The sequence below is a fragment of the Dyella silvatica genome, from assembly GCF_026283955.1.
GTDB classification, from domain to species: Bacteria; Pseudomonadota; Gammaproteobacteria; order Xanthomonadales; family Rhodanobacteraceae; genus Dyella_C; species Dyella_C silvatica.
The window spans coordinates 1-24,123 of record NZ_JAPDPE010000084.1 but is presented as its reverse complement, the minus strand read 5'-3'; the positions used below and the strand labels follow the sequence as shown (position 1 = coordinate 24,123).

Genomic DNA, 24,123 nt, shown 5'->3' with positions numbered 1-24,123 from the left:
GCATGGGTTTGCGCGAAGCCGGCTTGTTGCTGCCAGCGGATGAGGCGGGATTGTTCGCCTATGCCAAAGGCCTGGCCCACTGGCAGCGCGAAACTCGGTTTTGTGCACGCTGTGCCGCACCGCTGATCCTGGTGGCCTCGGGCCACCGTGCTCAATGCACCAATGACGCCTGCGGCCGCCTGCATTTTCCGCGTACAGATGCTGCCATCATCGCCATCGTCGAATACCAAGGCGCTTGCCTGCTGGGTCGCCAGACCGGCTGGCCCGAAGGGCGTTACTCCACCCTGGCTGGCTTCGTCGAACCAGGCGAGTCACTGGAAGATGCGGTGCGCCGTGAGATCGCCGAAGAATCAGGAGTCATCGTCGGCGATGTGCATTACCACTCGTCGCAGCCATGGCCATTGCCGGCCTCGCTAATGGTTGGCTTTACCGCCAACGCCATCTCGCCCGATATCCGTTTGCGCGATCGCGAACTGGAAGAAGCGCGCTGGTTCACCCCGCAGCAAATTGTCGACGGCCTGGCCGATGGCAGCTTCCTGACGCCGACACGACTGTCTGTCTCCTACCAGTTGCTGTCGCACTGGTTGAAACAGCGCGCGGGGCTGGATCTCGATACCCTGGCAAGAACTGCTTAAGTCGCTGAGCGCGCGGCTACAATGCACGCAACGACCAGGAGCCCCCATCCATGGCAATCAGCCTGCTTACCGCCCTTATCGCCCTGGGCCTGTTGCATTTCATGCCGCAACTCGCGCATTGGCGCGGCGATGGTGGCTTTCGCCGCTGGGTAGCGCAGCTAGCGGATACCAGCGGCCCCGGCCGCGTCGTGCTGACCTTGCTGCTGCCGTTGGCTGCCTGCCTGGTCGTGCTATGGGTGCTTGGCCTGCTGCCAATGGCCAACCTGTTGCGGTTGGCCTTTTCACTGGTGGTCTTGCTGTATTGCTTTGGTCCACATGCTTATGAAGCCGATCTCGAAGCCATTCTGAAAGCCCCTGACGCGGTCAGTCGAGAGGCCGCTGCGCAAGCGTTGAGCGATGATGGCGAAAAGGTCACCTGGCGCGCGCCTGAGCTGGGCGAAGCGGTGGTTTATGCGGCCCTGCGCCGTCGCTTCGGCGTGTTGTTGTGGTTCTTCTTACTGGGCCCCTTTGGCGCGCTGTTGTACCGGCTGGCGCAAACATTGGGCCGCGATGGCTCACTGACTATGGACAGCCAGGCGCGCGCGCTGGCTCGCTCATTGGCCAACGCACTGGACTGGATTCCTGCCCAGCTGATGGTATTTACCCTGGCCCTGGTCGGGCATTGGGATGCCGTCATCGGCGCCTGGCGGCGCTGGCACCAGCATGCCGCGCCGACCAGTTGGTACAGCGATGGCCCAGGCTTTCTCGGTGCCGCCGCTCGCGCCGATATTCTGATCGATATCGTCGCCGGCGACGGTTACGTGGAAGAACGCAGCGATCCACTGGTCGAATTGATGCGTCTACGCGGCGCCTTGCTACGCGCGCTGCTTGCCTGGCTGAGTGTGGTGGCGCTGATCGTACTCGCTGGCTGGCTTAGCTGAGACTAGGCAAAATCGCCGCGCAACTCGCGCACTCGCGCCTCTAGCAGTGACGCATCCGCCTGCCCAGGCGAATGCGGTGCGTCGACCACCAACTCCACTCGCGCACGGAAACGCCGCGGCAGCCGCGCCCGACGCAGCATCGAATCACGCCGGCTCCAGATACTGCCCCACAAGCCACGCAATGCCATTGCCACGACCAGCACCTGACGGCGCGCGAGAATTTTCTCGACACCCGGCCGGAATGGGGCAATCGCACCATCACGCGTCAGGCCGCCCTCGGGAAAGATGCAGACCAGCTCGCCATCTGCCAAGGCCGCATCGACTGCGTCATAAGCTCGCTGCAGTACGGCCGGATCTTCTTTTTGCCCGGCAATCGGGATCGCTTTGGCCGTATGGAAAACAAACTTGAGCAGCGGGATATTGAAGATCTTGTAATACATCACGAAGCGAGCCGGGCGGCGCAAGTTGGCCATCAGGATCAGCGGATCCATGAAACTGACGTGGTTGCAAACCAGCAAAGCCGGCCCCTCTTCGGGAATGTTCTCCATGCCATCCACGCGGATTCGGTACAGCGTATTGACCAGCACCCAGGTGATGAAGCGCATCAAGAATTCGGGTACCAGGGTAAAAATGTAGACCGCCACCAGCACATTGAGCAGCGCCGCGGCGAGAAAAATCTGTGGCGCGCTGAACCCGATCAAGCCAAGCCCCAGCCCAAACATCGAGGCCGCGACGATTAACAACGCATTGAGGATGTTGTTACCGGCGATCACCCGCGACAGCTGCTCGCGCGGAGCGCGCGCCTGTACGAAGGCAAACAGCGGCACGACGTAGAAGCCAGCGAATACACCGATCAGGGTGAGGTCCAGCACAATGCGCCAGCTACCAGCGGCATGCAGGAACGACCACCAGGTCAGCCCCAGCATCGGCGCCGCGCCATGCCGTGCGAAAAACAGGTCGACGCCAAACGCGGTCAAGCCGAAGGCGCCCAACGGCACCAGGCCAATCTCGACCCGTTTGCCGGACATTTTTTCGCATAGCAACGAACCGATACCGGTGCCCAGCGAAAACAAGGTCAACACCAGCGTCTGCACCGAGGCATCGCCACCGAGATTCAGCTTCGTATAGTTCGGCAGCTGCGCTACCAACACGGTACCGAAGAACCAGAACCACGAAATACCGAGCACCGCATTGAATACCGCACGATCCCGGCGAGTGATGCCAAGCACGCGCACGGTTTCGCTGACAGGATTCCAGTTGAACTTCAGCTCCGGCGCGGTCGCCGGTGCGGGCGGAATCGAGCGGCTGATGACATAACCCACGGCCGCCACGCCAATCGTCAGCGCTGCCGACAGATACGGCCCGATGCCGGCCATCTGCATCAGCATGTTGCCGATGACCATGCCGATCAGGATCGCCAGCTGCGTCCCCATTTCCACCAGGCCGTTACCACCGACAAGCTCGGTCTGCTTCAGCGCCTGCGGCAGGATGGCGTATTTGATGGGCCCGAACACCGTTGAATGCACGCCCATCAAAAACAACACCGCCAGCAGCAACGGTAAGTTATGGGTATGGAAACCCCAGGCCGCCAGCACCATCGCAGTGATCTCGAACAGTTTCACGTAGCGGATAATTCGCGTCTTCTCGAATTTCTCCGCCAGCTGCCCGGCGGTGGCTGAGAACAAGAAATAAGGCAGGATGAACAGCGCCGGGGCGAGGTTGGTGTATAGCGACACCTCCGCCGCCGGCAATCCCATCTGGAACGCCGCCAACATGACCATCGCATTACGGAACGCACTGTCGTTGAACGCCCCCAGCGCCTGAGTCCAGAAAAACGGCGCGAAGCGGCGGCGGCCTAGCAAGACGAATTGGCTCATGCGATGTCCCTTCCGATGGATCGGCACAGCCTAGCCGAATGCGTCTCGCCCATGCACGTGCATCGGTGGCAGCCTCTGAAGAAACCACGCCTCCGTCCCTGACCCCCGGTTGCGGCGGTCGGTCGTGCCGCCCAGACTGCTCTCCTGAGTCTTTCAAGAGATGCCTTTTATGAGCGATCGTCCCGCCAGCGCAACGATTTCTTTACGCCACACCGGCGGATGCCTCTGCGGGGCCGTGCGCTACGTGGTGACCGGCCACCCGATCAATGTGCGCGTCTGCCACTGCCGCCGCTGCCAGAAAGCCACCGGCTCTGCCTTCTTCGCTCGAGCCTTGTTTCCGAAAGATGCGGTGACCATCGAGGGCAATGTCGCTGAAGTGCGCTCCTCCGCCGACTTGCTACGGCGGTTTTGTGCGCAGTGCGGCAGCCAGCTTTTCACTGAGCGTGACAGCAACCCCCATGCCGTGGCGGTAACCCTCGGCTCGCTGGACGAGCCGGATAGCTTTGCGCCGACCGAGCACATCTGGATATCGCGAAAAGTAGCCTGGCTGATCCTCGCCGACGACTTACCGCAACACCCCGAAATGCCCACTTAAAGGTGATACCTGCCAGTTAGCGCTGACCGGCCTGGCAGGGCTGCCGCGTTAAAGCCGGCGCAAGGCTCGATGGGCAATATCGCGTCGGCAGAACATGCCTTCGTAATGAATCTTGCCGACCGCGGCATAGGCATGCTCGCGCGCCAGGGCAATATCCTTGCCGACGGCACACACCGTCAGCACGCGGCCGCCGGCGGTAATCGCACGCCCCTTTGCATCCAGTTGAGTCCCTGCGTGAAACACTTTGACGTCGGCACCGAAGTCCTGGCTCAAGCCATCGATGACATCCGCACTACGCACCTTGCCCGGATAGCCCCCCGCCGCCAGCACCACGCCTAGCGAGGGGCGCGGATCCCAACGCGCCTCGATATCGGCTAGACGTCCATCCAACGCCGCCTCGATCAGTTCGACCAGGTCCGATTTCAACCGCATCATGATCGGCTGCGTCTCCGGATCGCCAAAGCGCACATTGAATTCGATCACCTTCGGCGCGCCACTCTTGTCGATCATCAGACCGGCGTAGAGAAACCCGATGAAGGGTGCGCCCTCGGCAGCCATCCCGTGCAGGGTGGGCTCGATCACTTCCTTGAGAATGCGTTTCTCGACCTCGGCAGTTACCACCGGCGCCGGCGAATAGGCGCCCATGCCGCCGGTATTGGGACCGAGATCGCCTTCGTCACGGCGCTTGTGATCCTGGCTGCTGGCCATGGGCAAGGCGTGGCTGCCGTCGCTCATGACGATGTAGCTGGCTTCCTCGCCATCGAGAAATTCTTCGATAACGACACGTGCCGAGGCATCACCAAAAGCATGCGCGCCAAGCATGTCGTGCAGGGCCAGCTCCGCATCGGCTAGCGTCAACGCCACCACCACGCCCTTGCCTGCGGCCAGGCCATCGGCCTTGATGACAATCGGCGCCCCCTGCTCGCGCACATAGGCCAGGGCCGGGTTGAGTTCGGTGAACACGGCATAGCGTGCGGTGGGGATGTTGTGGCGAAGCAGGAAATCCTTGGCGAAAGCCTTGGAACCTTCCAGCTGCGCGGCCACTGCCCGCGGCCCAAAGATGCGCAACCCGGCGGTGCGAAAACGATCGACGACACCCGCCACCAATGGCACCTCGGGCCCGACCACGGTCAGCCCGACCTTCTCGTCGCGCGCCAGTTTCAACAGACCGTCGAGATCGGTCACGGCCACATCGGCGTTACGTACGCCGCGCTCATGCGCGGTACCGGCATTACCGGGAGCAACAATCACTTCGCTCACCCGTGGCGACTGCTTGAGCTTCCACGCCAGCGCGTGTTCGCGACCGCCACTACCGATAACGAGAACTTTCATACCTGCTCCGAATACCTAGAAATAACGCCGACCAAGGGCGGCGCAGGCGCCCATTGTAAGGGTTGCGCTGCCTCAGGTTTGCCATGGATCGAGCCGCTGAGTGCCCAGGGCCATGGCTATGCTCGCCTGCCCCACCCTGGAGATCGCCATGAAACCGCACTGGCTCGCCGCTTTGCTGCTATTGCTCACCCTTCCGTTGCGAACCTACGCCGCCACTTGGCAAGAGCATCCTGAATGGGCCAAGGCCTTTGCCGAAACCGGTACCCACGGCAGCTTGCTGGTCTATGACGAGCAAGCCGATACCTGGCACGTACTCGATGCGGAGCGCGCAAAACGCCCCTACCTGCCCGCATCGACCTTCAAACTGTTCAACGCACTGGTGGCCCTGGATACCGGCGCGGTGAAAGACGAGTACGAGGTGATTCGCTGGGACGGCAAGGTGCGCAGCATCGGCGGCAAACCCTTCGCGGAGTGGAACCGCGACCAAAGCCTGGCTAGCGGCATGCGCTATTCCACCGTATGGCTATACCAGGAGCTCGCCCGCCGCGCCGGTCAGGCCCGCATGCAGGACTGGATCAACCGCGCCGGTTACGGCAATCGCAACATCGAAGGCGGCATCGATCAATTCTGGCTGAGCGGATCGCTACGGATCAGCGCCGAGCAGCAGATCGACTTCCTGCGCCAGCTCGCCGACGATCGCCTGCCATTCTCGCCACGCGCGCAAGAAGCCGTGCGGCGCATCAGCATCACCGAATCGCAACCTCGCTATGTGCTGCACGCCAAAACCGGCTGGGGCACCCAGGCCGCGCAGAACGCCAGTAACGGCCAACCGGCCGACGACATCGGCTGGTACGTCGGCTGGGTCGAAGGTCAGGGACGGCGCTGGTTCTTTGCGATGAATATCGATATTCACCGCGGCGAAGATGGAGCCAACCGGGTTCCACTGACCAAGCAATTATTGAAACAGCTCGGCGCTTTGACGCCCTAAGCGTCAGTGCTGGCTGAGCAAGCCAAGCAACGCTTGACGCGGCAGCTTGCCAGTCTCGTTACGCGGCAACGCCTGAACCAGCCGTAACGGACGCGGCAGAAAAACCGGATCGACGGCGCAACGCAAGGCAGCGAGAATCGCATGCTCATCCAGCCCTGGCGCCACCGCCAGGGCTGCGATGCGACGTACACCGATCGTATCGGCCTCGTCGAGCTGAAGCACCACGCCATCCCGCACCCCCGGTATCGCCAGCAGGCGCCGGGTCAGGTCAGCCAGCGAGGCGCGCTTGCCGGCGATTTCCAGCATGTCGGCATGCCGGCCGCGCAACTGAAAGCGCCGACCGTCATCTTGCAGCGTGACGATATCGGCCAGGGTGAGTGCTTGCTCCAGTTGTGGCGCTTCGATCAACGTGCCATCGGGTTGCGGATGCAAATGGACACCGTCGTACAACGACCATGCCAGCTCGGTCGGTAGCGGTGCCGTAGCCGAGACCATCGCGGCAAGTACCGGCAACTCGACACCCGATGCAACCAGGGCACGCAAGTGCACCGGCGTGGTGACCAGTACGCGAGGCTCAGGCACTTCGGCCAAGGCGGCGGCGACATCGGCAGGAAAGAAAGGACGCCCGGCATGAATACTGATTTCACCCAGCAGCGGCAACAGCACCGACATTTCCAGGCCATAGATATGCTGCGGCGGCACCGTGGCGACCACGTGGAAATGCTTGCCGATCACCCCCTGCAACATCCGCAGATTGCCGGCGTTGCTGGCATGAAAACTGCGCCAGGTCTTTGGATTCGCCCTAGGCGCACCGGTAGAACCCGAGGTGTAGCCAATCGCCACTAGCTGGTCAGCCGGGATCTGCGGCAGCACAAAATCTTCTGGCGTCAGCGGCTCGGCACTTAACGCCGGTAGTTGCCAGCAGGAATGCGTTGCCGAGGTCGAGTCTTGTTCGCCCAGCACATAACAGCCCGGATGGGCCGCCATCACTTCGGCCACTGCTTGCGGTGCGCGCGATGGCGGCAATAGATTGGCCTGCCCGCGCAGGGCTATCGCGCAAAACGCAACGAGAAAGCTGTAACGGTTCTCACACAAATTGACCGCTGCCGCGCCCGATGGCAGTTGTGCCGCGACCCGCCGCACCTGCGCATGAAAACGTACCGCGCTGATGGCCTCACCTTCGCACCAGGCGAGCACGCGTTGCGGATCGCCGGCACTCAGCAATGGCCACGCAGCAGCAGGGTGAGCGCGTTGGTAAGCGTCAGTGGTCAAGCCATTCTCCACAGGCAATCCTTTGCGTGCGTTACCGCACCTGTCAGCCGCGGATAATAGCGCCGCTGAGCGCGTCGCGAATGGTGCTGGGTTGCGCCTGGCCGCCCAAAGGAGCATCGAGCAGGCCATCGAGCGTATCGCCGAAATAAGCTTCCAGTGTCGCGACCGCGCGCGCAGGCGCCTCGCCATGAGGGTTCGCGCTGGTCGACACCAAGGCACCGCCAAACGCACGGCATAGTGCCGCCGTCGGCTGATGTGCAGTCACGCGCAATGCGATACCGGCATGGTTGCCAGCCACCCACGCCGGGACTTCCGCGGTGCGCGGAAAAATCCACGTCGACGGCCCGGGCCAGCTAGAGCGCACCTGGGCCAGCACCGCTTCCGGCACGGCCGCCAGATCGATATAGCGGACGATTTGCTCGAAATCTGCGGCGATCAGCAAAACACCCTGCGTCGGCGGCCGCCCTTTCAATGTAAAAAGACGCTCGAGTGCCTCCCGATTGCCTGGATCGCAACCAAGCCCAAACACCGCCTCGGTGGGGTAAGCCAGCACGCCGCCATCGCGTAGCAACGCGGCAGCGGCATCGACGTTGGTGAGGGTGTAATGCTTGGGCACGAAAGGCCTATGCGTGGTTAATCGTTGCTAGCCACCAGCGCCCCTCCCCTGCCATGCAGAGGAGGGGCGGCACTCAGCTGTTCTTGGCTGGAGCGGTGGCTTTCTTGCTGCTGCCCTTCTTGGTAGCCGTTTTCTTCGCCGCGGCTTTTTTCGCGGCAGTCTTCTTGGTCGCCGTTTTCTTGACCGCCGTCTTGGTACTCGCGGCCTTTTTGGTCGCCGTCTTCTTCGTAGCAGGTGCGGCTTTTTTGACTGCAGCCTTCTTGGTGGCGGTCTTTTTCGCGCCAAAGCGGCCTTTCTTCTTGGCCGGGGCGGCGGCAAGCAGTTCCAGGCACTGCGCCTCGGTCAGCTCTTTCGGCTCTTGATCCTTCGGAATGCGCGCATTCTTCTCGCCGTCCGTGATGTAAGGACCATACCGGCCGTTGAGCACCTGCACGCCATTGCCGAAATCCAGAATCAGCCGGTTGGCCAGCATCTCGAGTTTTTCTTGCACGATTTGCAGCGCGCGCGGCAGCTCGATGGTATAGGGGTCATCCTCCGCCTTGAGCGAGGCATAGGTGCTGCCTTGCTTCACAAAGGGACCAAAACGGCCGACACCGACGCTGACCTCGTCACCATTCTCAGCCTGACCCAGGTTGCGCGGCAACTTGAACAGCTCCAACGCCTCTTCGAGGGTGATGGTATGCATGCTCTGGCCGGGGCGCAGGCTGGCGAACTGGGGCTTGTCTTCGTCGTCCTTGGTGCCGATGGCGGCATACGGCCCAAAGCGGCCCAGGCGTACCGACACCGGCTTGCCGGTTTTCGGGTCGGCACCCAGCTCACGCGCACCAGTGGCTTCGTTGCGATCGACCGACTCGGTCTTTTCGTCCACCTGCTGCTTGAACGGCTGCCAGAAGCGCTCCATCAGCGGCACCCAGGCCTCTTCGCCACGGCTGACCGCATCCAGCTCATCTTCGAGCTTGGCGGTGAAGTCGTAGTCGACGTATTGGGTGAAATGCTGGGTAAGGAATTTGCTCACCGCGCGGCCGACATCGGTCGGTTTGAAGCGACGGCTATCGAGCAGCACGTACTCACGGTTCAGCAGCACCTGGATGATGCTGGCATAGGTCGAAGGGCGGCCAATGCCGTGCTCTTCCAGCGTTTTGACCAGGCTCGCTTCGGAGTAGCGCGGCGGCGGCTCGGTGAAATGCTGATCGGCGGCAATATCGTGCAAGGCCACCTGCTCGCCAACAGCCAACTTGGGCAGGCGACGCCCCTCGTCATCGTCATCGGCGCTTTTCTGGTCGCGGCCTTCTTCGTACACCGCGAGAAAACCCGGATCGATGATGGTGGTGCCGGTGGAGCGAAACGCCGCATCGCCGCCAGCCACGTGATGGAGCGCAAAATCGACCGACACGGTATTCATCGTGGCGTGGATCATCTGGCAGGCCACGGTGCGCTTCCAGATCAACTCGTACAGCTTGCGCTGGTCCTCATTGAGGAAGCTGGCCACCTCGCGTGGCGTATGCATGGCCGAGGTGGGGCGCACGGCCTCATGCGCCTCCTGCGCGTTCTTCGACTTGGTGCGGTAGACCTGCGGGCCATCCGGCAGTGCCTTGTTGCCGTAATCGCGGGCAATCAACTGGCGCAGCTCGGCGACGGCATCGTCGGACAAAGCGGTGGAGTCGGTACGCATATAGGTGATCAGACCGACATTGCCCTCGCTGCCCAGCGCCACGCCTTCGTACAACCCCTGCGCGACCTTCATCGTGCGACTGGTGGAGAAGCCCAGCTTGCGCGCGGCCTCCTGCTGCAAGGTGGAGGTGGTGAACGGCGGCGCCGGGCGCCGCTTGCGCTCCTTGCTACCGACTTCGCTAACCGTGAGCCGGCCCTGTGCAGCCGCTTTCAACGCGGCTCTGGCAGCCAGCGCATCGTGTTCGTTGGTGAGGTCGAACTGCTCGAATTTCTTGCCGTTGAGCTTGGTCAGCCTGGCGCTGAAGTCATTCTCGGGATGACGCAGCGCCGCCTCGATCGTCCAATACTCACGCGCCTTGAAGGCTTCGATTTCTTCTTCGCGCTCGGCAATCATGCGCAGCGCCGGGCTTTGCACGCGGCCTGCGGACAAACCGCGCTGCACCTTGCGCCACAGCACCGGCGACAGATTGAAACCGACCAGGTAATCCAGCGCTCGCCGGGCCTGCTGCGCATCGACCATGTCGTGCGAAAGCTGGCGCGGGCTGGCTACGGCGGCCTTGATCGCCTTCGGTGTGATCTCGGAAAACACCACGCGGTGCAGATGCTTGCCTTCGGTCAGGCCACGCTCTTTCAAAATCTCGCTGATATGCCAGGAGATCGCTTCACCTTCGCGATCCAAGTCGGTCGCCAGATAAATGTCGTCAGCCAGCTTGGCGGCCTTGGCAATGGCATCGACATGCTTCTCGTTGCGCTCGATCACCTCATAGGCCATGGCAAAGCCATGCTCGGTGTCTACCGCGCCCTCCTTGGGCTTCAGGTCACGCACGTGACCGTAGGAGGCAAGGACCTGAAAGTCCTTGCCGAGGTATTTGTTGATCGTCTTGGCCTTGGCCGGCGACTCGACGATAAGCAGGTTTTTTGCCATGAAACTGGGTTTCCACTAACGGACCACCGCCACCCTGGGGCAACGGACATATATATATAGTGAGACCACGCCAACTCGACGGCTGTCAAGCGCGGATTATGTGTAATGTGGTGAAACACGACTTTCGCTCAAGGCGCAAGGCGCTGATAACGGTTGCCAGGCAAGGTTTCGATCATGCCCTCCAGCTCTAGCATCAGCAGCATGGAAGACAGCGCCGCCGCCGATTGACCGGTACGCGCCACTAACTCATCCAAGGCTGCCGGATCATGCCCCAGGGCATCCAGCAACCGTTGGTAGTCGGAATCAGCACGCCAAGCACTCACGCCTGCCGCTGTAACCGCATCCGTGCAACCCTCACCGACATTCAGACGGCTTGCCAGTTCAGCACCCAACGCGACAGCCGCCGGTGCCAGCGCCTCGACCACCTCACTGGCGCTTTCCACCAGCCGCGCGCCGTCGCGGATCAGCCGATGGCAACCGCGAGCCAGGGGATTATGTATGGAACCGGGCAGCGCGAACACCTCCCGTCCTTGCTCAGCGGCCAAACGCGCGGTAATCAATGAGCCCGATTGCAGCCCAGCCTCGATCACCAGGGTGCCCAACGCGAGCCCGGCGATGATTCGATTGCGCCGCGGGAAATGATCGGCGCGGGCGGCCGTACCCGGCGGGAACTCGGTCACCAGGGCGCCCTGGGCAAGCATCCGCCGGGCCAGCGCATGGTGCTTTCGCGGATAGATCCGATCCGGTCCCGTGCCCATCACGGCCACCGTGGGCAAGCCGGCATCCAGCACCCCGGCATGGGCGGCGCCATCGATACCGTCGGCCATACCGCTGGTGACGGTGAATCCGGCCAGCCCCAACTCACGCGCAAAGGCCCGGGCATGGGCCAGCCCCGCCGTGCTGGCACTGCGCGCGCCGACGATGGCGACCTGGGGATGTAGCAGCAGACTGGCATCACCGGCTACGAACAGTGCCGCCGGAGGCTGCAGGATGGTTTCCAGCAAGAGCGGAAAATCGGCGTCCGTGCAGCACAGCAGCCGATGGCCCGGCTCGGCCAGCCAGGCCAGATCGGCCGCCAAGCGCGCCTCGTCGGGGCGATCCAGCCAGGCCACTGCCTCATCGCTCAGCGGCAGGGCATGGCGCTGTAACTGCTTGAGTACGTTATCGATAGCGCCATCAGCCGCGAGTAGCCGTTCGCGCAAACCACCCGGCCCCAAGCCCGGTGTACGCAACAAAATCAGCCAGCTACGCCATGTCTCGGCTTGATTCATGCCCAAAGTCTGCTCGTTGATTCGGGAGAAGACTCAGTCTAGGGGTAGTGCAGATACGACCACGGCGCGGGAATGCCGCGCCGTGGTGTCAGGGAACGCTGAAATCAGCCGGCTACTCTGGCGTGCGCAAATGATCGCGGATGTGCACCGGGCGCAAGCTGTCCATTACCAGGCCATAGCTGACCTTGTCGAAGGTGCGGAACACCATGACATGGCCGATAAACTCTTCCGGCAAAGTGACATCTTTACCGGTGCCACGATCCCAGCTATTGCTGGCAACGTCGTCGGGAATGGTCTGGCCGGGCTGGTAGATGGCGTAGGTCTGGCCATTGTCGACGCCGTCTTTGGCGCCGATCGACAAGGCGATGACCTGGCGTGAACCGACCGCATCCATGGCATCGGCAAACGCAATGACGTGAGCGTCTTCCGGGGCGGTTTGCGGCGCGTGCGGATAGAAATACGGGTCGTAGGGCTTGTCGTCGACCGGCAAGACACGATCGCCGGCGCGGATTTCCATGGTGGAATCGAGCAACAGCAAGGTCGTGGGATCGCCGGTACGCAAGGTTTCCGCCGTGCCGATCACGGTTACTTCGACACCGAGATCTTTACCGCGGCCATAGTGGCCGTCGTTACGGAAATCCTCTTTCCAGGGTCCGCGGGTGGTGCTGACATCGCTGTCGACACTATGCGCGACCAGATCGTCGGTTTGACCATGCCCTCGCTGCGCACCGAATCCACGGAACACATGCGTCGGCCGCACGATGGCCCAGCGCTGGCCCGGCTCGGCCTTCAGATTGCGCACATAGATATTTCGCCCGCCGGTGCCACGCAGCTGGGCTTCTTCAAAGCCAACCACATAGGGCGAGTTACGGATTTCGTTGGAGTCGATGACCCGCGTGTCTTTAAGAAACATGCGCAGTTGCGCCAGCGGAATCGCCGGAATCGCCTCACCCTCGGTCCGCACTCGTGGCTGCAAGCTAAGCCGCGGCCCGTTGACGAAGGAGAGGTTGAGCACGTCGCCCGGGTAAATCAGATGCGGATTCTGTACCTGCGGATTGGCCTGCCAGATCTCCGGCCACAGCCAGGGTTTGGACAGGAATCGCGCGGATATGCTCCATAGCGTATCGCCACGGCGCACCGTATAGGTATCCGGATGATCGGTACGAAGTTGCGCACCCGCAGCGTAAACGGCGACTGTGACCAGCATGCCGGCCAACAGTCCGACGGACTTTCTTATCATGAACGAGAATCCCCACCCCCTGAAGCTCGGGCGAGTTTAGCCGAACAGTCTAGGCCCGCAACTGGAGCCAGTTGGCAAAACCGTCTGCCGGATGCCAACACGGCGGCGTACAATAGCGACCTTTCTAGATCGCGTCCGGGCCGGGTTTCATCGAGGCCCCGCCTTTGCGACGCTGTTAGGTGAACCATGTCGACCCTGCCCATCATCGAATTTCCCGACCCCCGCCTGCGTACCAAGGCCGAGCCTGTGCGCGTGTTCGACGCCGAACTGAAGCAGTTCGTCGCCGACATGTTCGAGACCATGTACGCCGCCAACGGCGTCGGCCTCGCCTCGACCCAGGTCAATGTGCATAAGCAAGTGTTGGTCGCCGATATGAGCGATGAGCGCAATGAGCCGCTGGCGCTGATCAATCCGCAGATTCTCGAAAAGGACGGCGCCCAGGTCTATCAAGAAGGCTGCCTGTCATTCCCCGGTATCTATGCCGATGTCACCCGCGCCCTGCGAGTGAAAGTCAAAGCACAAGATGTCGACGGCAACGAAATCGTGGTGGACGCCGAAGGCCCGCTGGCGGTCTGTATTCAACACGAGATGGATCATCTTGCCGGCAAGGTGTTTGTCGACTACCTGTCGCCGCTACGCCGCACGATGCTGCTCAAGCGCCTGGACAAGCAGCGTAAGCAGGCGGCCAACGGTTGAGCGCCCGACCGTTACGCATCGTTTTTGCCGGCACCCCGGAATTCTCCGTCCCCTGCCTTGAAGCCTGCCGCAGCAGCGGCGCCGAGGTGGTGGCGGTATACACACAGCCTGATCGCCCTGCCGGACGCGGCCGCAAACTTACCCCCAGCCCGGTCAAACAGGCCGCGCTCGCCGCCGGCATCGCGGTAGTGCAACCGGAATCGCTGAAACCCGCTGAAGCGCAACAAGCACTCGCCGCCTATCAACCGGACCTTTTAGTAGTGGTGGCTTACGGCCTGATCCTGCCGCGCAAGGTCTTGGCCATCCCGCAACTCGGCTGCTGGAACGTACACGCCAGCCTGCTGCCGCGCTGGCGCGGTGCGGCGCCGATTCAACGCGCCATCCTGGCCGGCGATACCGAAAGTGGTGTCGATCTGATGCAGATGGAGGCCGGCCTCGATACCGGCCCAGTCTTGCTTGAACGACGCACGCCGATCAGCCGCAGCGACACCGGCGGTACCCTGCACGATCGCTTATCCCTGCTTGGTGCTGACGTGTTGCTGGAAGGACTGCGCCGAACGCTGGCCGGCGAAACCTTGACTGCCACCGCGCAGCCTGACGCTGGTGTCGTCTACGCACACAAGCTGGACAAGGCCGAGGCCAAACTGGATTTCAACCGCCCAGCCATCGAGCTCGAGCGCCAGGTGCGCGCTTTCGACCCCTGGCCGGTCAGCGAAGGCGAGATCGCCGGCGAGCCGTTGCGTTTGTGGGCTGCGCACGCGCTGGACCAGTCACATGCCGCCCTGCCCGGCAGTGTGCTGGCTGCCAGCCGTGAAGGGATCGATCTTGCTTGCGGCCAGGGTGTGCTGCGCATCACCGCGCTGCAACGCGCTGGCGGCAAGCGCATCAGTGCCACCGATTATCTCAATGCCCGGCCCGAGCTGCGTTCACTTGCAGGCAAGGCGCCGTGACCCCACCGGCAACCACCGACACGCGCGCCCTGGCTGCGCAAGCACTTGCCGAAATCGCCTTGCGTGGTGCCTCGCTACGCGAAGTGATGGAGCGCCACGCGCCCAAACTGGCCGACTCTCGCGATCGCGCCCTGTTGATGGCGCTGCTTAGCGATGGCTCGCGCTGGTGGCTACGTTTCGATGCCGCACTGGATCGCCTGCTGGAGCATCCACTGCGGCAGAAAGAGCCCGCCGTGCATGCGCTCCTGGTGCTTGGCCTGGTGCAATTGGAAATCTTGCAGCTACCCGATTACGCCGCGGTCGCCGCCACCGTGCAAGCCACCCGCGCCCTGCAGCGCCCGCGCATGGCCGGACTGGTCAATGCCGTGTTGCGCCGCTGGCAACGCGAACGGGTTGCGCTGCTCGCCGCCCTCGATGCCAAGCCACAGACACGTCATGCGCACCCCGCGTGGCTGGCGAAAGCGATGGCCCACGATTGGCCGGATCAAGCCGATGCGGTGATGGCGGCCAACAATCGCGAACCGCCACTGATGTTGCGGGTAAATCGCCGCCGCAGCGAACGCCAAACACTGATCGAACGCCTGCAGGCGGCCGGTTATGAGGCGCAGGCGCATAGCTGGCTGGCCGATGGCGTCGTTCTGCCGCACAGCAGCGACGTCACCCGGATGCCGGGCTTTGCCGAAGGTCACTTCGCGGTGCAAGACGGTGCCGCACAGATCGCCGCCGACCTGGCCGACGTACAACCAGGTCAACGCGTACTGGATGCCTGCGCTGCACCCGGCGGCAAGGCCTGTCACTTGCTGGAGCGTGCGGATATAGCGTTGACGGCGCTGGAATTCGATCCCCTGCGCGCCCAGCGCATTCAGCAAAACCTCGACCGCCTCGGCCTCAGCGCCGATGTCACGATCGGGGATGCCGGCGCCCCCGCCGACTGGTGGGATGGCCAACCCTTCGATCGTATTCTGATCGACGCCCCCTGCTCAGCCACCGGCGTGCTACGCCGCCGCCCCGATGTACGTCTGCATCGCCGCGATAGCGACACCGCCGCCTTGGCCGCACAGCAGCGGCGCATTCTCTCGGCGCTGTGGCCAACACTGGCCGTCGGTGGCCAGCTGGTTTACATCACTTGCTCGCTGCTGCGCGCCGAGAATGAGTCGATTGTCGGCGAATGGCTGGCCACACAAAGTCATGCGCAAGCGCTGACATTCACGCTGCCGGCCGGTCAGGCCGCGGCCGTGGGCTGGCAAGTACTGCCCGGCGATGGTGACCTCGACGGCATGTACTATGCCGTGGTTGAAAAGCACGGCCCCTTGTAAAGATTGGCAGGTCGATGCGAACGCTCTCGCAGATGTGCAACTTGGGACGCACGCTGGGTCGCCGCGACGACCGCATAAGCCAACCCAAAGAGCATCGCGGCTAAAGTCGACCCCTAGGTTTTCGCGTATTGCATATACGCCCCTGCCACAAGATCTCGCCCATGCTCGCATCCGCTCAAGCCACCGCCCAAGAACGCCGCTACTTCTGGCTGCTGTTGATCTTTGCCATTGTGGTGATCGGCGCAGGTATCGGCTTACGCGATCCGTGGCCATCGGACGAACCGCGGTTCACCCTGGCCGCCAAGCAAATGGTCGATAGCGGCGACTGGCTGTTTCCCCACCGCGGCAGCGAGCTGTATTCCGACAAGCCACCGATGCTGATGTGGGCCGAGGCCGCCAGCTATACGCTGACGCGTAGCTGGCGCGTGGCGTTTTTGCTGCCTTCGTTACTGGCCGCGCTGGGCACACTGTTTTTTATCTATGACCTGGGCCGGCGCCTGTGGAATCGGCAAGCGGGTTTGTATGCCGCCGCCGCGCTGCTGCTGTGTTTTCAGTTTGTCTATCAGGTCAAGCGCGCGCAGATCGATCCCTTGGTGGTGTTCTTTATTACCGCGGCCAACTGGGGCTTGCTGCGGCATATGCTGCTGGGGCCGAACTGGCGCGCCTACTGGTTTGGCTGTTTCTGCGCCGGCCTCGGGGTAATCACCAAGGGCGTCGGTATCATCGCGCTGCTGATGTTGATTCCCTATGCCATCGCCGCGCGCTGGCGCTGGGATGGCATCGCGCTGATGCAACGCGGCGCCTGGTGGCGCTGGCTGCTCGGTCTGCCGGCGGTGTTGCTGGCGATTGCACTGTGGCTGGTGCCCATGCTGCTGGCGGTACAGGCGCGCAGCGCCAATCCGGCCTACGCCGCCTACGTCAATGACATTCTGTTTCGGCAGACCGCAGGCCGCTATGCCAATGCCTGGCATCACCTGCATTCACCGGTGTTTTACATCCCTATCCTGCTGTTCAGCTGGCTGCCGCTCTCACTGACGTATCCCGGCACCCTGTCACGCTGGTGGCAACGACTGAAAGCCAAGGACGCACGCATCCTGCTGCCACTGGGCTGGATTTTGCTGATGCTGCTGTTCTTCAGCGCATCGCCGGGCAAACGCGATGTCTACATCCTGCCGGCCGCGCCCATGCTGGCACTGATTACCGCGCCGTTTCTCGGTGAACTGCTGCAAAAGCGCTGGCTGCGCCTACTGGGCCTGCTTTTTATGGTCGTGATGGCCACGGCCATGCTGGCGCTCGGCGCCTATGCCTTGCTGGCGCACCCGAAATTCGCGACCAACCTCGCGCTCTCACGTGGTTTCGATGCCGGCGAAAATTCGCTGTGGTGGATGTGCCTCACTATCGGCGTGATTCAATGGCTGCTGATTCTCGCGCTACGTCTGCGCCAGGCGGCCTGGATCGTCGTCGGTGGCATGACCGCGATGTGGCTGGTATGGAGCCTGTGGGCCTACCCCCTGCTCAATGACTCCAGCTCTTCGGCCGGATTGATGCGCGACGTGCGCGCCAAGCTCGGCCCGCAAGACGAGGTCGGCCTGATCGATTGGACCGAGCAGAACCTGCTGATGCTGGAACGCCCCGCGCAGGACTTCGGCTTCAAACGACCCGTGCCGGCACAATACGCCGCCGGTGTGCAATGGCAGGCTCTAGCGCCCGCCACGCGCTGGCTGTTTGCGCAGGACAGCTCCTTCGGCAACTGCGTGCAACGTGGCAAAGCCATCGACCTGGGCTATGCCAATCGCCGTCAGTGGTGGCTGTTCAAGGCCGACGCGGTGATACCGGGCTGCGTGCCAGCCGCGCATGACGATGCTGCCGCCGCTATCGAGTCCGACGATGCCAGCCGCTGATGCCACCAAGGAATTGCGCTGCCAGCTGATCGGCCGCGATAACGGCGCCGGCCTTAGTCGCGATATGGATCTGCTCGCCGCCGCCCTGCGCGATGGCGGTGGCGACACCACGATCACGGCTTTGCAACATCGAGGCCGCCTGGCGGAATGGCTGACCGAGCTGCGTCTTGCCCGGCGTGCCCCGACCTTTGATCTCAATCTGATGTTGGAGCGCACCCGACCGGAATTTGCGCGCGCCGCGCGCCGCAATGTGCTGATCCCGAACCCCGAGTATTTTCGCCCGCAAGACCAGGCCGCGCTGTCTCGCATGGACGCCGTCTGGGTCAAGACCCGGCACGCCGAGCGCTTGTTCGGCGCACTGGGCGCACCGGTGCGTTATATCGGTTTCACCAGCACAGATCGGCGATTAGCAGGTATCCAACCACGCCACGCGTTCTTTCACGGCCCCGGCCGTAGCGCGAATAAAGGCACCTTGGCCTTGCTGCGCTTATGGGCGGCGCATCCATCCTGGCCAATGCTGACCGTGGCGTGGCGGCGCAAGCGCATCGACATCGACGCCCTGCCAGCTAATGTGACGCTTATTCGCGAACATCTGAGCGACGAGGCCTACCGCCAGTTACAGAACGAGCACCGCTTTCATCTATGTCCGTCGCAAACCGAGGGCTATGGGCATTACCTGGTCGAGGCGATGAGTTGTGGCGCCGTGGTTGTCACACTGGATGCGGAGCCGATGAACGAGTTGGTCGCAGCTGAGCGTGGCGTGTTGGTATCTGCACAGCCGGTGGGCACACAAGATCTCGCCACACTTTATGGTTTTGCAGACGCCGCCATGGAGGCTGCCATCGAACGTTGTTTAGCGATGGATGACGCCACCGCAACACAACTGGGGCAAGCGGCGCGCACTTGGTTCGATAACAATCACGCCGCGCTGCCCCAGCGGTTGCGCGATGCCATGAGTGACCTACGCCGCTAGGGATGCTCCAACCCGTTCGGCGTGGCGGCAAATTCGGCCAGATGACCATCGATACCGCGCTCACAGCGCACGATGCGTTGCTCGATGGTGGCGTGGAACAATCGATTATTCGGCAGGCTGGGATCGTCTACGTCCACTTGTGCGCGCGTGGCGTGTTCCAGATGCACAGCCAACGCCGCCCATTTGAGCTGGCGCTTGCGCACACCGGCATTTTCAAGCCTAACGGCCAATTCGCGATCTTCCGCTCCATAGCCTTCCATGCGCTCATCAAAGCCGTTGACGCGCAGTAAGTCCTCGCGCCAAAAACTCATATTGCAACTCATCACCCGACCGCCCTTGCGTGAACGCGCCTTCCAGCGCGCCAGCAGCGGCTGGCGAAAAGCGTACAAACGGCGGGTGCCATCGAACTCGTGAAAGTTCGCGCGTATCCACGGCGCAAAAACCGGCCGGCCACCGGCCAGCAGGCGCTGACTCTCCTCAGCGGTCGCCTTGAGCCGGCCACCCTGCAAAAAATAGCCATGCTCGGCCAGCGCTACATGGTCTGCGACAAAAGACGGATGCAACACCATGTCGCCGTCAATCAGCACGATGTATTCACCCTGGCTGGCGGCAATGCCACGATTGCGGCAGCGCGCCGCGCGAAAGCCGAGATCCTGCTGCCACACATGCCGTAGCGGCACCGGAAAAGCAGCGGCGAACTCGGCAATCCGCGCAGCGGTATCGGGCCTCGAGCCGTCGTCTGCCACCACCACCTCGTCCGGCAGGTGTGTCTGCCCGGCAACGCTGCGCAACACCAGCGCCAACGCGGCGGGCCAGTTGTAAGTGATGACGATCAGCGAGACTTTCATGAAGTAAGAGCAGTGTTATCCGCGCTACGCCGGCCCAGCGACATGCTGAGTGCCAAGGGCAACCAGGTAATCAACCAGCCCGGACGCGGGCTGCTCAACAGATGCGGCAGATCGAATTGAACCATGATCGTCGCAAACACCCATAGCCCGAGCACAATCCTGCCCAGGGTCTCGTGGCGATAGCACCAGCCACGCCAGCCCAGGGCCAGCCAGATACCGGTCCATAGCAGCAGCCCGGGCAAACCGAGTTCAATCGCCAGTTGGCTAAACATGTTATGGGCATGGATCAGTGTTTCACCGCCCGCCTGGAGCTGAAACTCGCTACCCTGCCCCAACCCGTTCCAAGGGTGCTTGAGGAACAAGTGCTTGGCCTGCATGAAAATCTCTGGCCGCAATGACCAGCCACGCTCGGTCAGCATCGGCATGACCAGCAAGACGCTCAGGCAGCCAAGCAGAAAGATAAGCCCTGCATAGAGTAGCGAACGGCGCCCGCCACGGCACAACACCATCACAATCAGGGCAGCGAACAATCCGGCCCAGGCACTACGGGCAAACGTCAACAACACCAGCAAGCCCAACACCGCCAGCGCCACCCATTTGGCAACGCGGTATTTGAGCTGATGGAACTCCCAAGGGAACAACCAAAGCAAGACGGCGCTCATCGCCCCGGCTGCCAGGTTGGCATTGGCCATGACACCGGCACCGACGACGAGCCGCTCGTCGGCGGGCGGGCGTATGGCAAATCGCACGATGGCCCACAGCGCGATCGGCACCATGATCACCGCGCAGCCGATCAATAGCTGCCGGATGCGATGTTTGTCACTACCCAAACCGCACTGCCACGCGGCCAGGAAAAGAAAAATGCTGACATTGCGGGCAAGTTCATCCGCCGGCCGCTCTACGTTGCTCCACAGCAGTGTGACCCCGCCCCACACCAGCAATAAGCACACCCAAGGCATTAGCGGCTTGCGCCATAGCTCAAGCAGGTTCCGTGGCTGTATCACCAACAACACGAGTGCAGGCAAATAAATCGTAAGGCCCAGGCTGTACTGATGCAGCCTGCTCGGATTGTAAGAAACCCCTGCGGGAACCACCGCCATCGCAATAATCAGCCAGGCGATACCTAGGCCAAGCAGGTTGCGCAACCAGCGATAACTAGTGTGATCGACTTGGGCCGTACTCATCGATGCAAGGCCTTGACCACCGTACGCAGATCGGCCGGTGCCTCGACAAATTCATGCAAATGCGTGTCCACGCCATATTCACTGCGTACGCGTTTCTCGTCGCGACTGGCAAACAGTAAGCGGTTGTTCGGCAAAGCGGGATCGCTAGGATCAGGCGGCGCTACGCTGCGATGCTCCAGGTGCAAGGTAAGCGCGGCGAATTTGATCTGACTGCGGCGCAAACCCGCATTGAGCAAACGTACGTCCAATTCCAAATCTTCACTACCATAGCCTTGCATGCGCTCATCGTAGCCATTGACACGTAGCAAGTCCTCGCGCCAAAAACCTACGTTGCAGCCCATCGGATGACCGCTGGCACGGGCTTTTAGCCGCGCCAGCAAGGGTATGCGCATCGTGTGATGGCGACGCCCGAAATGGTAGGTACTGCGATCACCCTCGACGCGATAATAGGCATCCACGAACCAGCCAAAACGCGGCTTGCCGCCGGCCAGAAGACGCGCGGTTTCAGCCTCGGTCGTACGGATGCGCGTGCCCTGAAAAAAACGCCCCGGCCGCGCCAGCCGCATATGGTCTGCCACAAAGTGGCGATGCAGAACCATGTCGCCGTCAATCTGGATAAGGTAATCCCCGCGAGCCGCCGCAATACCGCGATTTCGGCTGCGGGCCAGGCGGAACCCTTCATCGGGCTGCCACACATGGCGCAATGGAACCGGAAAGTCCTGGGCGATATCCCGCAGCAGCGCGGCCGTATCTTCTTGCGAGCCGTCATCCGCGACGATGACTTCATCCGGCAACCGGCTCTGCGTCGCCACACTGCGCAACACCAACGCTAGCGCAGCCTTCCAGTTATAGGTGGAGACCATCAGGGAAACACTGGCCTCAGAAGGCTTCGGCATATCTGTCAATTCTTCGGTATGACCCGCGCAGCCGCGGGCAGATGGGCGCAAAGGCTAACCAGTTGCATAGTAACCCTGCCTAAAGATGAGCTTGCCGGAACCCGCCTAGGCGAACACCCAAGCCGAGAAGGTGTTCACAAGCTCCGGGTGGCGGTCGTATTGGTGGACGATCGGTGCAACCTGCCCGCCTTGATTCAACAGCCGCCCCTGTGACGACAGCACGAAATCTGACGGCTGCATGCAACCTACCGTGGCTATGCGGGAGCAGCACGGCTGACAAAGATGGGCGTCGGCCAGTTCACCGCAATGAAGCATTTTGTTGTGAAAGGCCTGGTCGTAGATCCGGGTTTTCATTTTGCTGAAGGGCTGCCGCAGGATTTCTTGCAGCATCTTGCCGATATACCCGCGCACCGATGCCAGATCGCCCAGCGTCACACCGGAGCAGGAAATCTGCTTGTCCGCCAATCGTTGCAACATGGCCTCGCCATAGGCATCGAGAATCCAGTCGCGATCAAAATGCTCGGTGCCGATCGTCAACCGATCGGTCTCCATGCCGACGGACAGGCCAGTTTCCAGCTGCGCAAACGGATCAGCTTGGAAGACAACATCCCGCACATCCGTCAACAACACGTTTGCGAAACCGGGGTGTGCGTCCAGATACGCCTCGTAGTGAAAGTAACGCGTGACATGCAGCATACCCTGGAATCTCAACAGCGCGCGCTTCAGTGCAGGCGAGCGCTCGGCCGGCGCCAGCGCAAACAGCCGCTTGATGCATGAGCGCGTGAAACGGGCATGTTCGCGGATCCCCTTGATCCGGATCAGCTCGACCTTGAGCGACGGCGCATAGCTCTTGATCGCCGCCCGAATGGCGTCGATTTGTCGTGCGTAGACGAAAAGCACCAGGCGGCCATGGAACTCCGTCTTCGAGAGGCTTTGCAGAAACAGGCGGATATCTTTTGCCGCATAGCCGGCTGCCGCGCCGAGAATCAAATTACGCTGCTCAACCATGCCGATGCATCGTCAGGATGTCTTCACCCATCAACCGCACGGCGCCCATTATTCGACCTGACCGGTGCATAGTTTCTGCCATCTGCCTCACCGCATCTCCCCAACCTATCCGCAGCAGCTCAATGTCGACGTATACGGACACGTCTTCTGCAATGCGTCGGGCATCTTACAAAATTCAACCTGCTCCCGCCCTCTATTCGCGACCGCACGGTGACTACCCCCGGTCTTCGCCCGTACACCGTCACCTCTGGGCCGCGCGGGCTAGAATATGGCGATGCCAAAACTGCCTCTTACCCTCGTCGTCATCACCCATAACGAAGCCGAGAACATTGCGCGCTGCCTGGACAGTGTGCCGTTTGCGGCTGAAAAACTGGTCATCGACAGTGGTAGCGAGGACGATACCGTCGCCGTAGCCCAGGGACTGGGGGCGCGAGTAGTTCATCAGGATTGGCTTGGCTTCGGGCCGCAACGCAACTTCGCCTCGACCCAATGCAGTCACGACTGGATCCTGGCGCTGGATGCTGACGAGTACTTGTCCGCCGAACTGGCCGCCGAGCTGGAGCAACGCCTACCTGCCTTGATGGCCAGCGCCAGCCCGGCCGCTATCCTGCGTCGCAGCACCATTTACATGGGCCGACCCATGCGCTGGTACCGCCCCGCCATGGGCGAGAAAATGGCACGCATCTACCACCGCGGCCGCGCTCGCTGGATCGACGCCCGCGTGCATGAGTCACTGCGCTTTGACGGTCAGGCACCCACCTTGCGAGCGTCATTCAACCACGCCAACAATCCCACGCTGGTGCATAAGCAATTGAAAGTACTGCGCTATGCGGAACTGAAATGCCGCGACTGGCTGGACAAGGGAAAGCCGGTGCGGATGTGGCAAGCACCCTTCGTGTTTCTGCTCGCCTTCGTCAAAGACTATCTGTTTCGCCTGGCTTTTCTGGATGGCTGGCGCGGCTTCATGATCGCGCAGACCGCCGCTAGCTACGCCCTTTATAAGCGCATG

At 62.0% G+C, this 24,123-nt stretch carries 21 protein-coding genes; 10 read left to right on the top strand and 11 right to left on the bottom strand.

Translation table 11 applies throughout. The features are described from left to right. Together nudC and ampE are read left to right on the top strand one after the other, a co-directional pair. Positions 1-635, top strand: a 635-nt coding sequence (gene nudC / locus OUZ52_RS15930; protein WP_266159514.1) for an NAD(+) diphosphatase, incomplete at its 5' end; no start/stop codon positions are given. 50 nt (positions 636-685) lie between these two features. Next, complete coding sequence (gene ampE / locus OUZ52_RS15925) at positions 686-1,555, top strand: regulatory signaling modulator protein AmpE (RefSeq protein ID WP_266159513.1); 870 nt, start codon at positions 686-688, stop codon at positions 1,553-1,555. Between the two features lie 2 nt (positions 1,556-1,557). Here ampE and OUZ52_RS15920 read toward each other — a convergent pair whose 3' ends face one another. Next, the gene (locus OUZ52_RS15920; protein ID WP_266159512.1) at positions 1,558-3,432 is read right to left on the bottom strand and encodes an MFS transporter; all 1,875 of its coding nucleotides are present in this window, start codon (positions 3,430-3,432) and stop codon (positions 1,558-1,560) included. 169 nt (positions 3,433-3,601) lie between these two features. On the opposite strand from OUZ52_RS15920, the gene OUZ52_RS15915 reads away from it, so the two are divergent. Beyond that, positions 3,602-4,027, top strand: a complete 426-nt coding sequence (locus tag OUZ52_RS15915) for a GFA family protein (RefSeq protein WP_266159511.1) — start codon at positions 3,602-3,604, stop codon at positions 4,025-4,027. A 48-nt stretch (positions 4,028-4,075) separates the two neighbouring features. Here the strand turns inward: OUZ52_RS15915 and purD are convergent, their stop codons facing one another. Next, positions 4,076-5,359: a phosphoribosylamine--glycine ligase gene (purD, locus tag OUZ52_RS15910; RefSeq protein WP_266159510.1), complete on the bottom strand. Its 1,284-nt coding sequence runs from the start codon at positions 5,357-5,359 to the stop codon at positions 4,076-4,078. A gap of 148 nt (positions 5,360-5,507) precedes the next feature. Here purD and blaOXA point away from each other — a divergent pair, with 148 nt between their 5' ends. After that, positions 5,508-6,347, top strand: coding sequence for a class D beta-lactamase (gene blaOXA / locus OUZ52_RS15905; protein WP_266159509.1), 840 nt, complete (start codon positions 5,508-5,510; stop codon positions 6,345-6,347). 3 nt (positions 6,348-6,350) lie between these two features. Here the strand turns inward: blaOXA and OUZ52_RS15900 are convergent, their stop codons facing one another. The 5 genes from OUZ52_RS15900 to OUZ52_RS15880 all read right to left on the bottom strand — a co-directional run bounded on the left by OUZ52_RS15900 (position 6,351) and on the right by OUZ52_RS15880 (position 13,342). After that, positions 6,351-7,619 carry an AMP-binding protein gene (locus tag OUZ52_RS15900; RefSeq protein ID WP_266159508.1) on the bottom strand — a complete coding sequence of 423 codons (1,269 nt, stop codon included), beginning with the start codon at positions 7,617-7,619 and terminating at the stop codon, positions 6,351-6,353. A 43-nt stretch (positions 7,620-7,662) separates the two neighbouring features. Beyond that, positions 7,663-8,235 carry an L-threonylcarbamoyladenylate synthase type 1 TsaC gene (gene tsaC / locus OUZ52_RS15895; protein WP_266159507.1) on the bottom strand — a complete coding sequence of 191 codons (573 nt, stop codon included), beginning with the start codon at positions 8,233-8,235 and terminating at the stop codon, positions 7,663-7,665. A gap of 73 nt (positions 8,236-8,308) precedes the next feature. Continuing rightward, positions 8,309-10,831 carry a DNA topoisomerase I gene (locus tag OUZ52_RS15890; protein WP_266159506.1) on the bottom strand — a complete coding sequence of 841 codons (2,523 nt, stop codon included), beginning with the start codon at positions 10,829-10,831 and terminating at the stop codon, positions 8,309-8,311. Between the two features lie 128 nt (positions 10,832-10,959). Continuing rightward, the gene (gene dprA, locus OUZ52_RS15885; RefSeq protein WP_266159505.1) at positions 10,960-12,102 is read right to left on the bottom strand and encodes a DNA-processing protein DprA; all 1,143 of its coding nucleotides are present in this window, start codon (positions 12,100-12,102) and stop codon (positions 10,960-10,962) included. A 112-nt stretch (positions 12,103-12,214) separates the two neighbouring features. Continuing rightward, positions 12,215-13,342: a LysM peptidoglycan-binding domain-containing protein gene (locus OUZ52_RS15880; protein WP_266159504.1), complete on the bottom strand. Its 1,128-nt coding sequence runs from the start codon at positions 13,340-13,342 to the stop codon at positions 12,215-12,217. Between the two features lie 186 nt (positions 13,343-13,528). Between OUZ52_RS15880 and def the strand changes: the two genes are divergently transcribed. The 5 genes from def to OUZ52_RS15855 all read left to right on the top strand — a co-directional run bounded on the left by def (position 13,529) and on the right by OUZ52_RS15855 (position 19,178). Continuing rightward, positions 13,529-14,038, top strand: coding sequence for a peptide deformylase (gene def, locus OUZ52_RS15875; protein ID WP_266159503.1), 510 nt, complete (start codon positions 13,529-13,531; stop codon positions 14,036-14,038). Then, positions 14,035-14,988: a methionyl-tRNA formyltransferase gene (gene fmt, locus OUZ52_RS15870; RefSeq protein WP_266159502.1), complete on the top strand. Its 954-nt coding sequence runs from the start codon at positions 14,035-14,037 to the stop codon at positions 14,986-14,988. The genes def and fmt overlap by 4 nt, the downstream gene beginning before the upstream one ends. Next, entirely contained in the window at positions 14,985-16,304 is a 1,320-nt protein-coding gene (gene rsmB / locus OUZ52_RS15865; RefSeq protein WP_266159501.1) for a 16S rRNA (cytosine(967)-C(5))-methyltransferase RsmB, read from the top strand. The genes fmt and rsmB overlap by 4 nt, the downstream gene beginning before the upstream one ends. 161 nt (positions 16,305-16,465) lie before the next feature. Continuing rightward, positions 16,466-18,205: an ArnT family glycosyltransferase gene (locus tag OUZ52_RS15860; RefSeq protein ID WP_266159500.1), complete on the top strand. Its 1,740-nt coding sequence runs from the start codon at positions 16,466-16,468 to the stop codon at positions 18,203-18,205. After that, complete coding sequence (locus OUZ52_RS15855; protein WP_266159499.1) at positions 18,192-19,178, top strand: glycosyltransferase; 987 nt, start codon at positions 18,192-18,194, stop codon at positions 19,176-19,178. The genes OUZ52_RS15860 and OUZ52_RS15855 overlap by 14 nt, the downstream gene beginning before the upstream one ends. Here the strand turns inward: OUZ52_RS15855 and OUZ52_RS15850 are convergent. The 4 genes from OUZ52_RS15850 to OUZ52_RS15835 all read right to left on the bottom strand — a co-directional run bounded on the left by OUZ52_RS15850 (position 19,175) and on the right by OUZ52_RS15835 (position 23,096). Next, on the bottom strand, positions 19,175-20,026 hold the full coding sequence (locus tag OUZ52_RS15850; RefSeq protein ID WP_266159498.1) for a glycosyltransferase family 2 protein: 852 nt from the start codon (positions 20,024-20,026) through the stop codon (positions 19,175-19,177). The two genes, OUZ52_RS15855 and OUZ52_RS15850, sit on opposite strands and share 4 nt — an antisense overlap. After that, positions 20,023-21,210, bottom strand: a complete 1,188-nt coding sequence (locus OUZ52_RS15845) for an O-antigen ligase family protein (protein ID WP_266159496.1) — start codon at positions 21,208-21,210, stop codon at positions 20,023-20,025. Before OUZ52_RS15845 ends, OUZ52_RS15850 begins: the two co-directional genes overlap by 4 nt. Beyond that, positions 21,207-22,106: a glycosyltransferase family 2 protein gene (locus OUZ52_RS15840; RefSeq protein WP_266159495.1), complete on the bottom strand. Its 900-nt coding sequence runs from the start codon at positions 22,104-22,106 to the stop codon at positions 21,207-21,209. The genes OUZ52_RS15845 and OUZ52_RS15840 overlap by 4 nt, the downstream gene beginning before the upstream one ends. A gap of 105 nt (positions 22,107-22,211) precedes the next feature. Further along, entirely contained in the window at positions 22,212-23,096 is an 885-nt protein-coding gene (locus tag OUZ52_RS15835; protein ID WP_266159494.1) for a hypothetical protein, read from the bottom strand. A gap of 292 nt (positions 23,097-23,388) precedes the next feature. Here OUZ52_RS15835 and OUZ52_RS15830 point away from each other — a divergent pair. Continuing rightward, a partial coding sequence (locus tag OUZ52_RS15830) for a glycosyltransferase family 2 protein (protein WP_266159493.1) occupies positions 23,389-24,123 on the top strand: 735 nt, incomplete at its 3' end.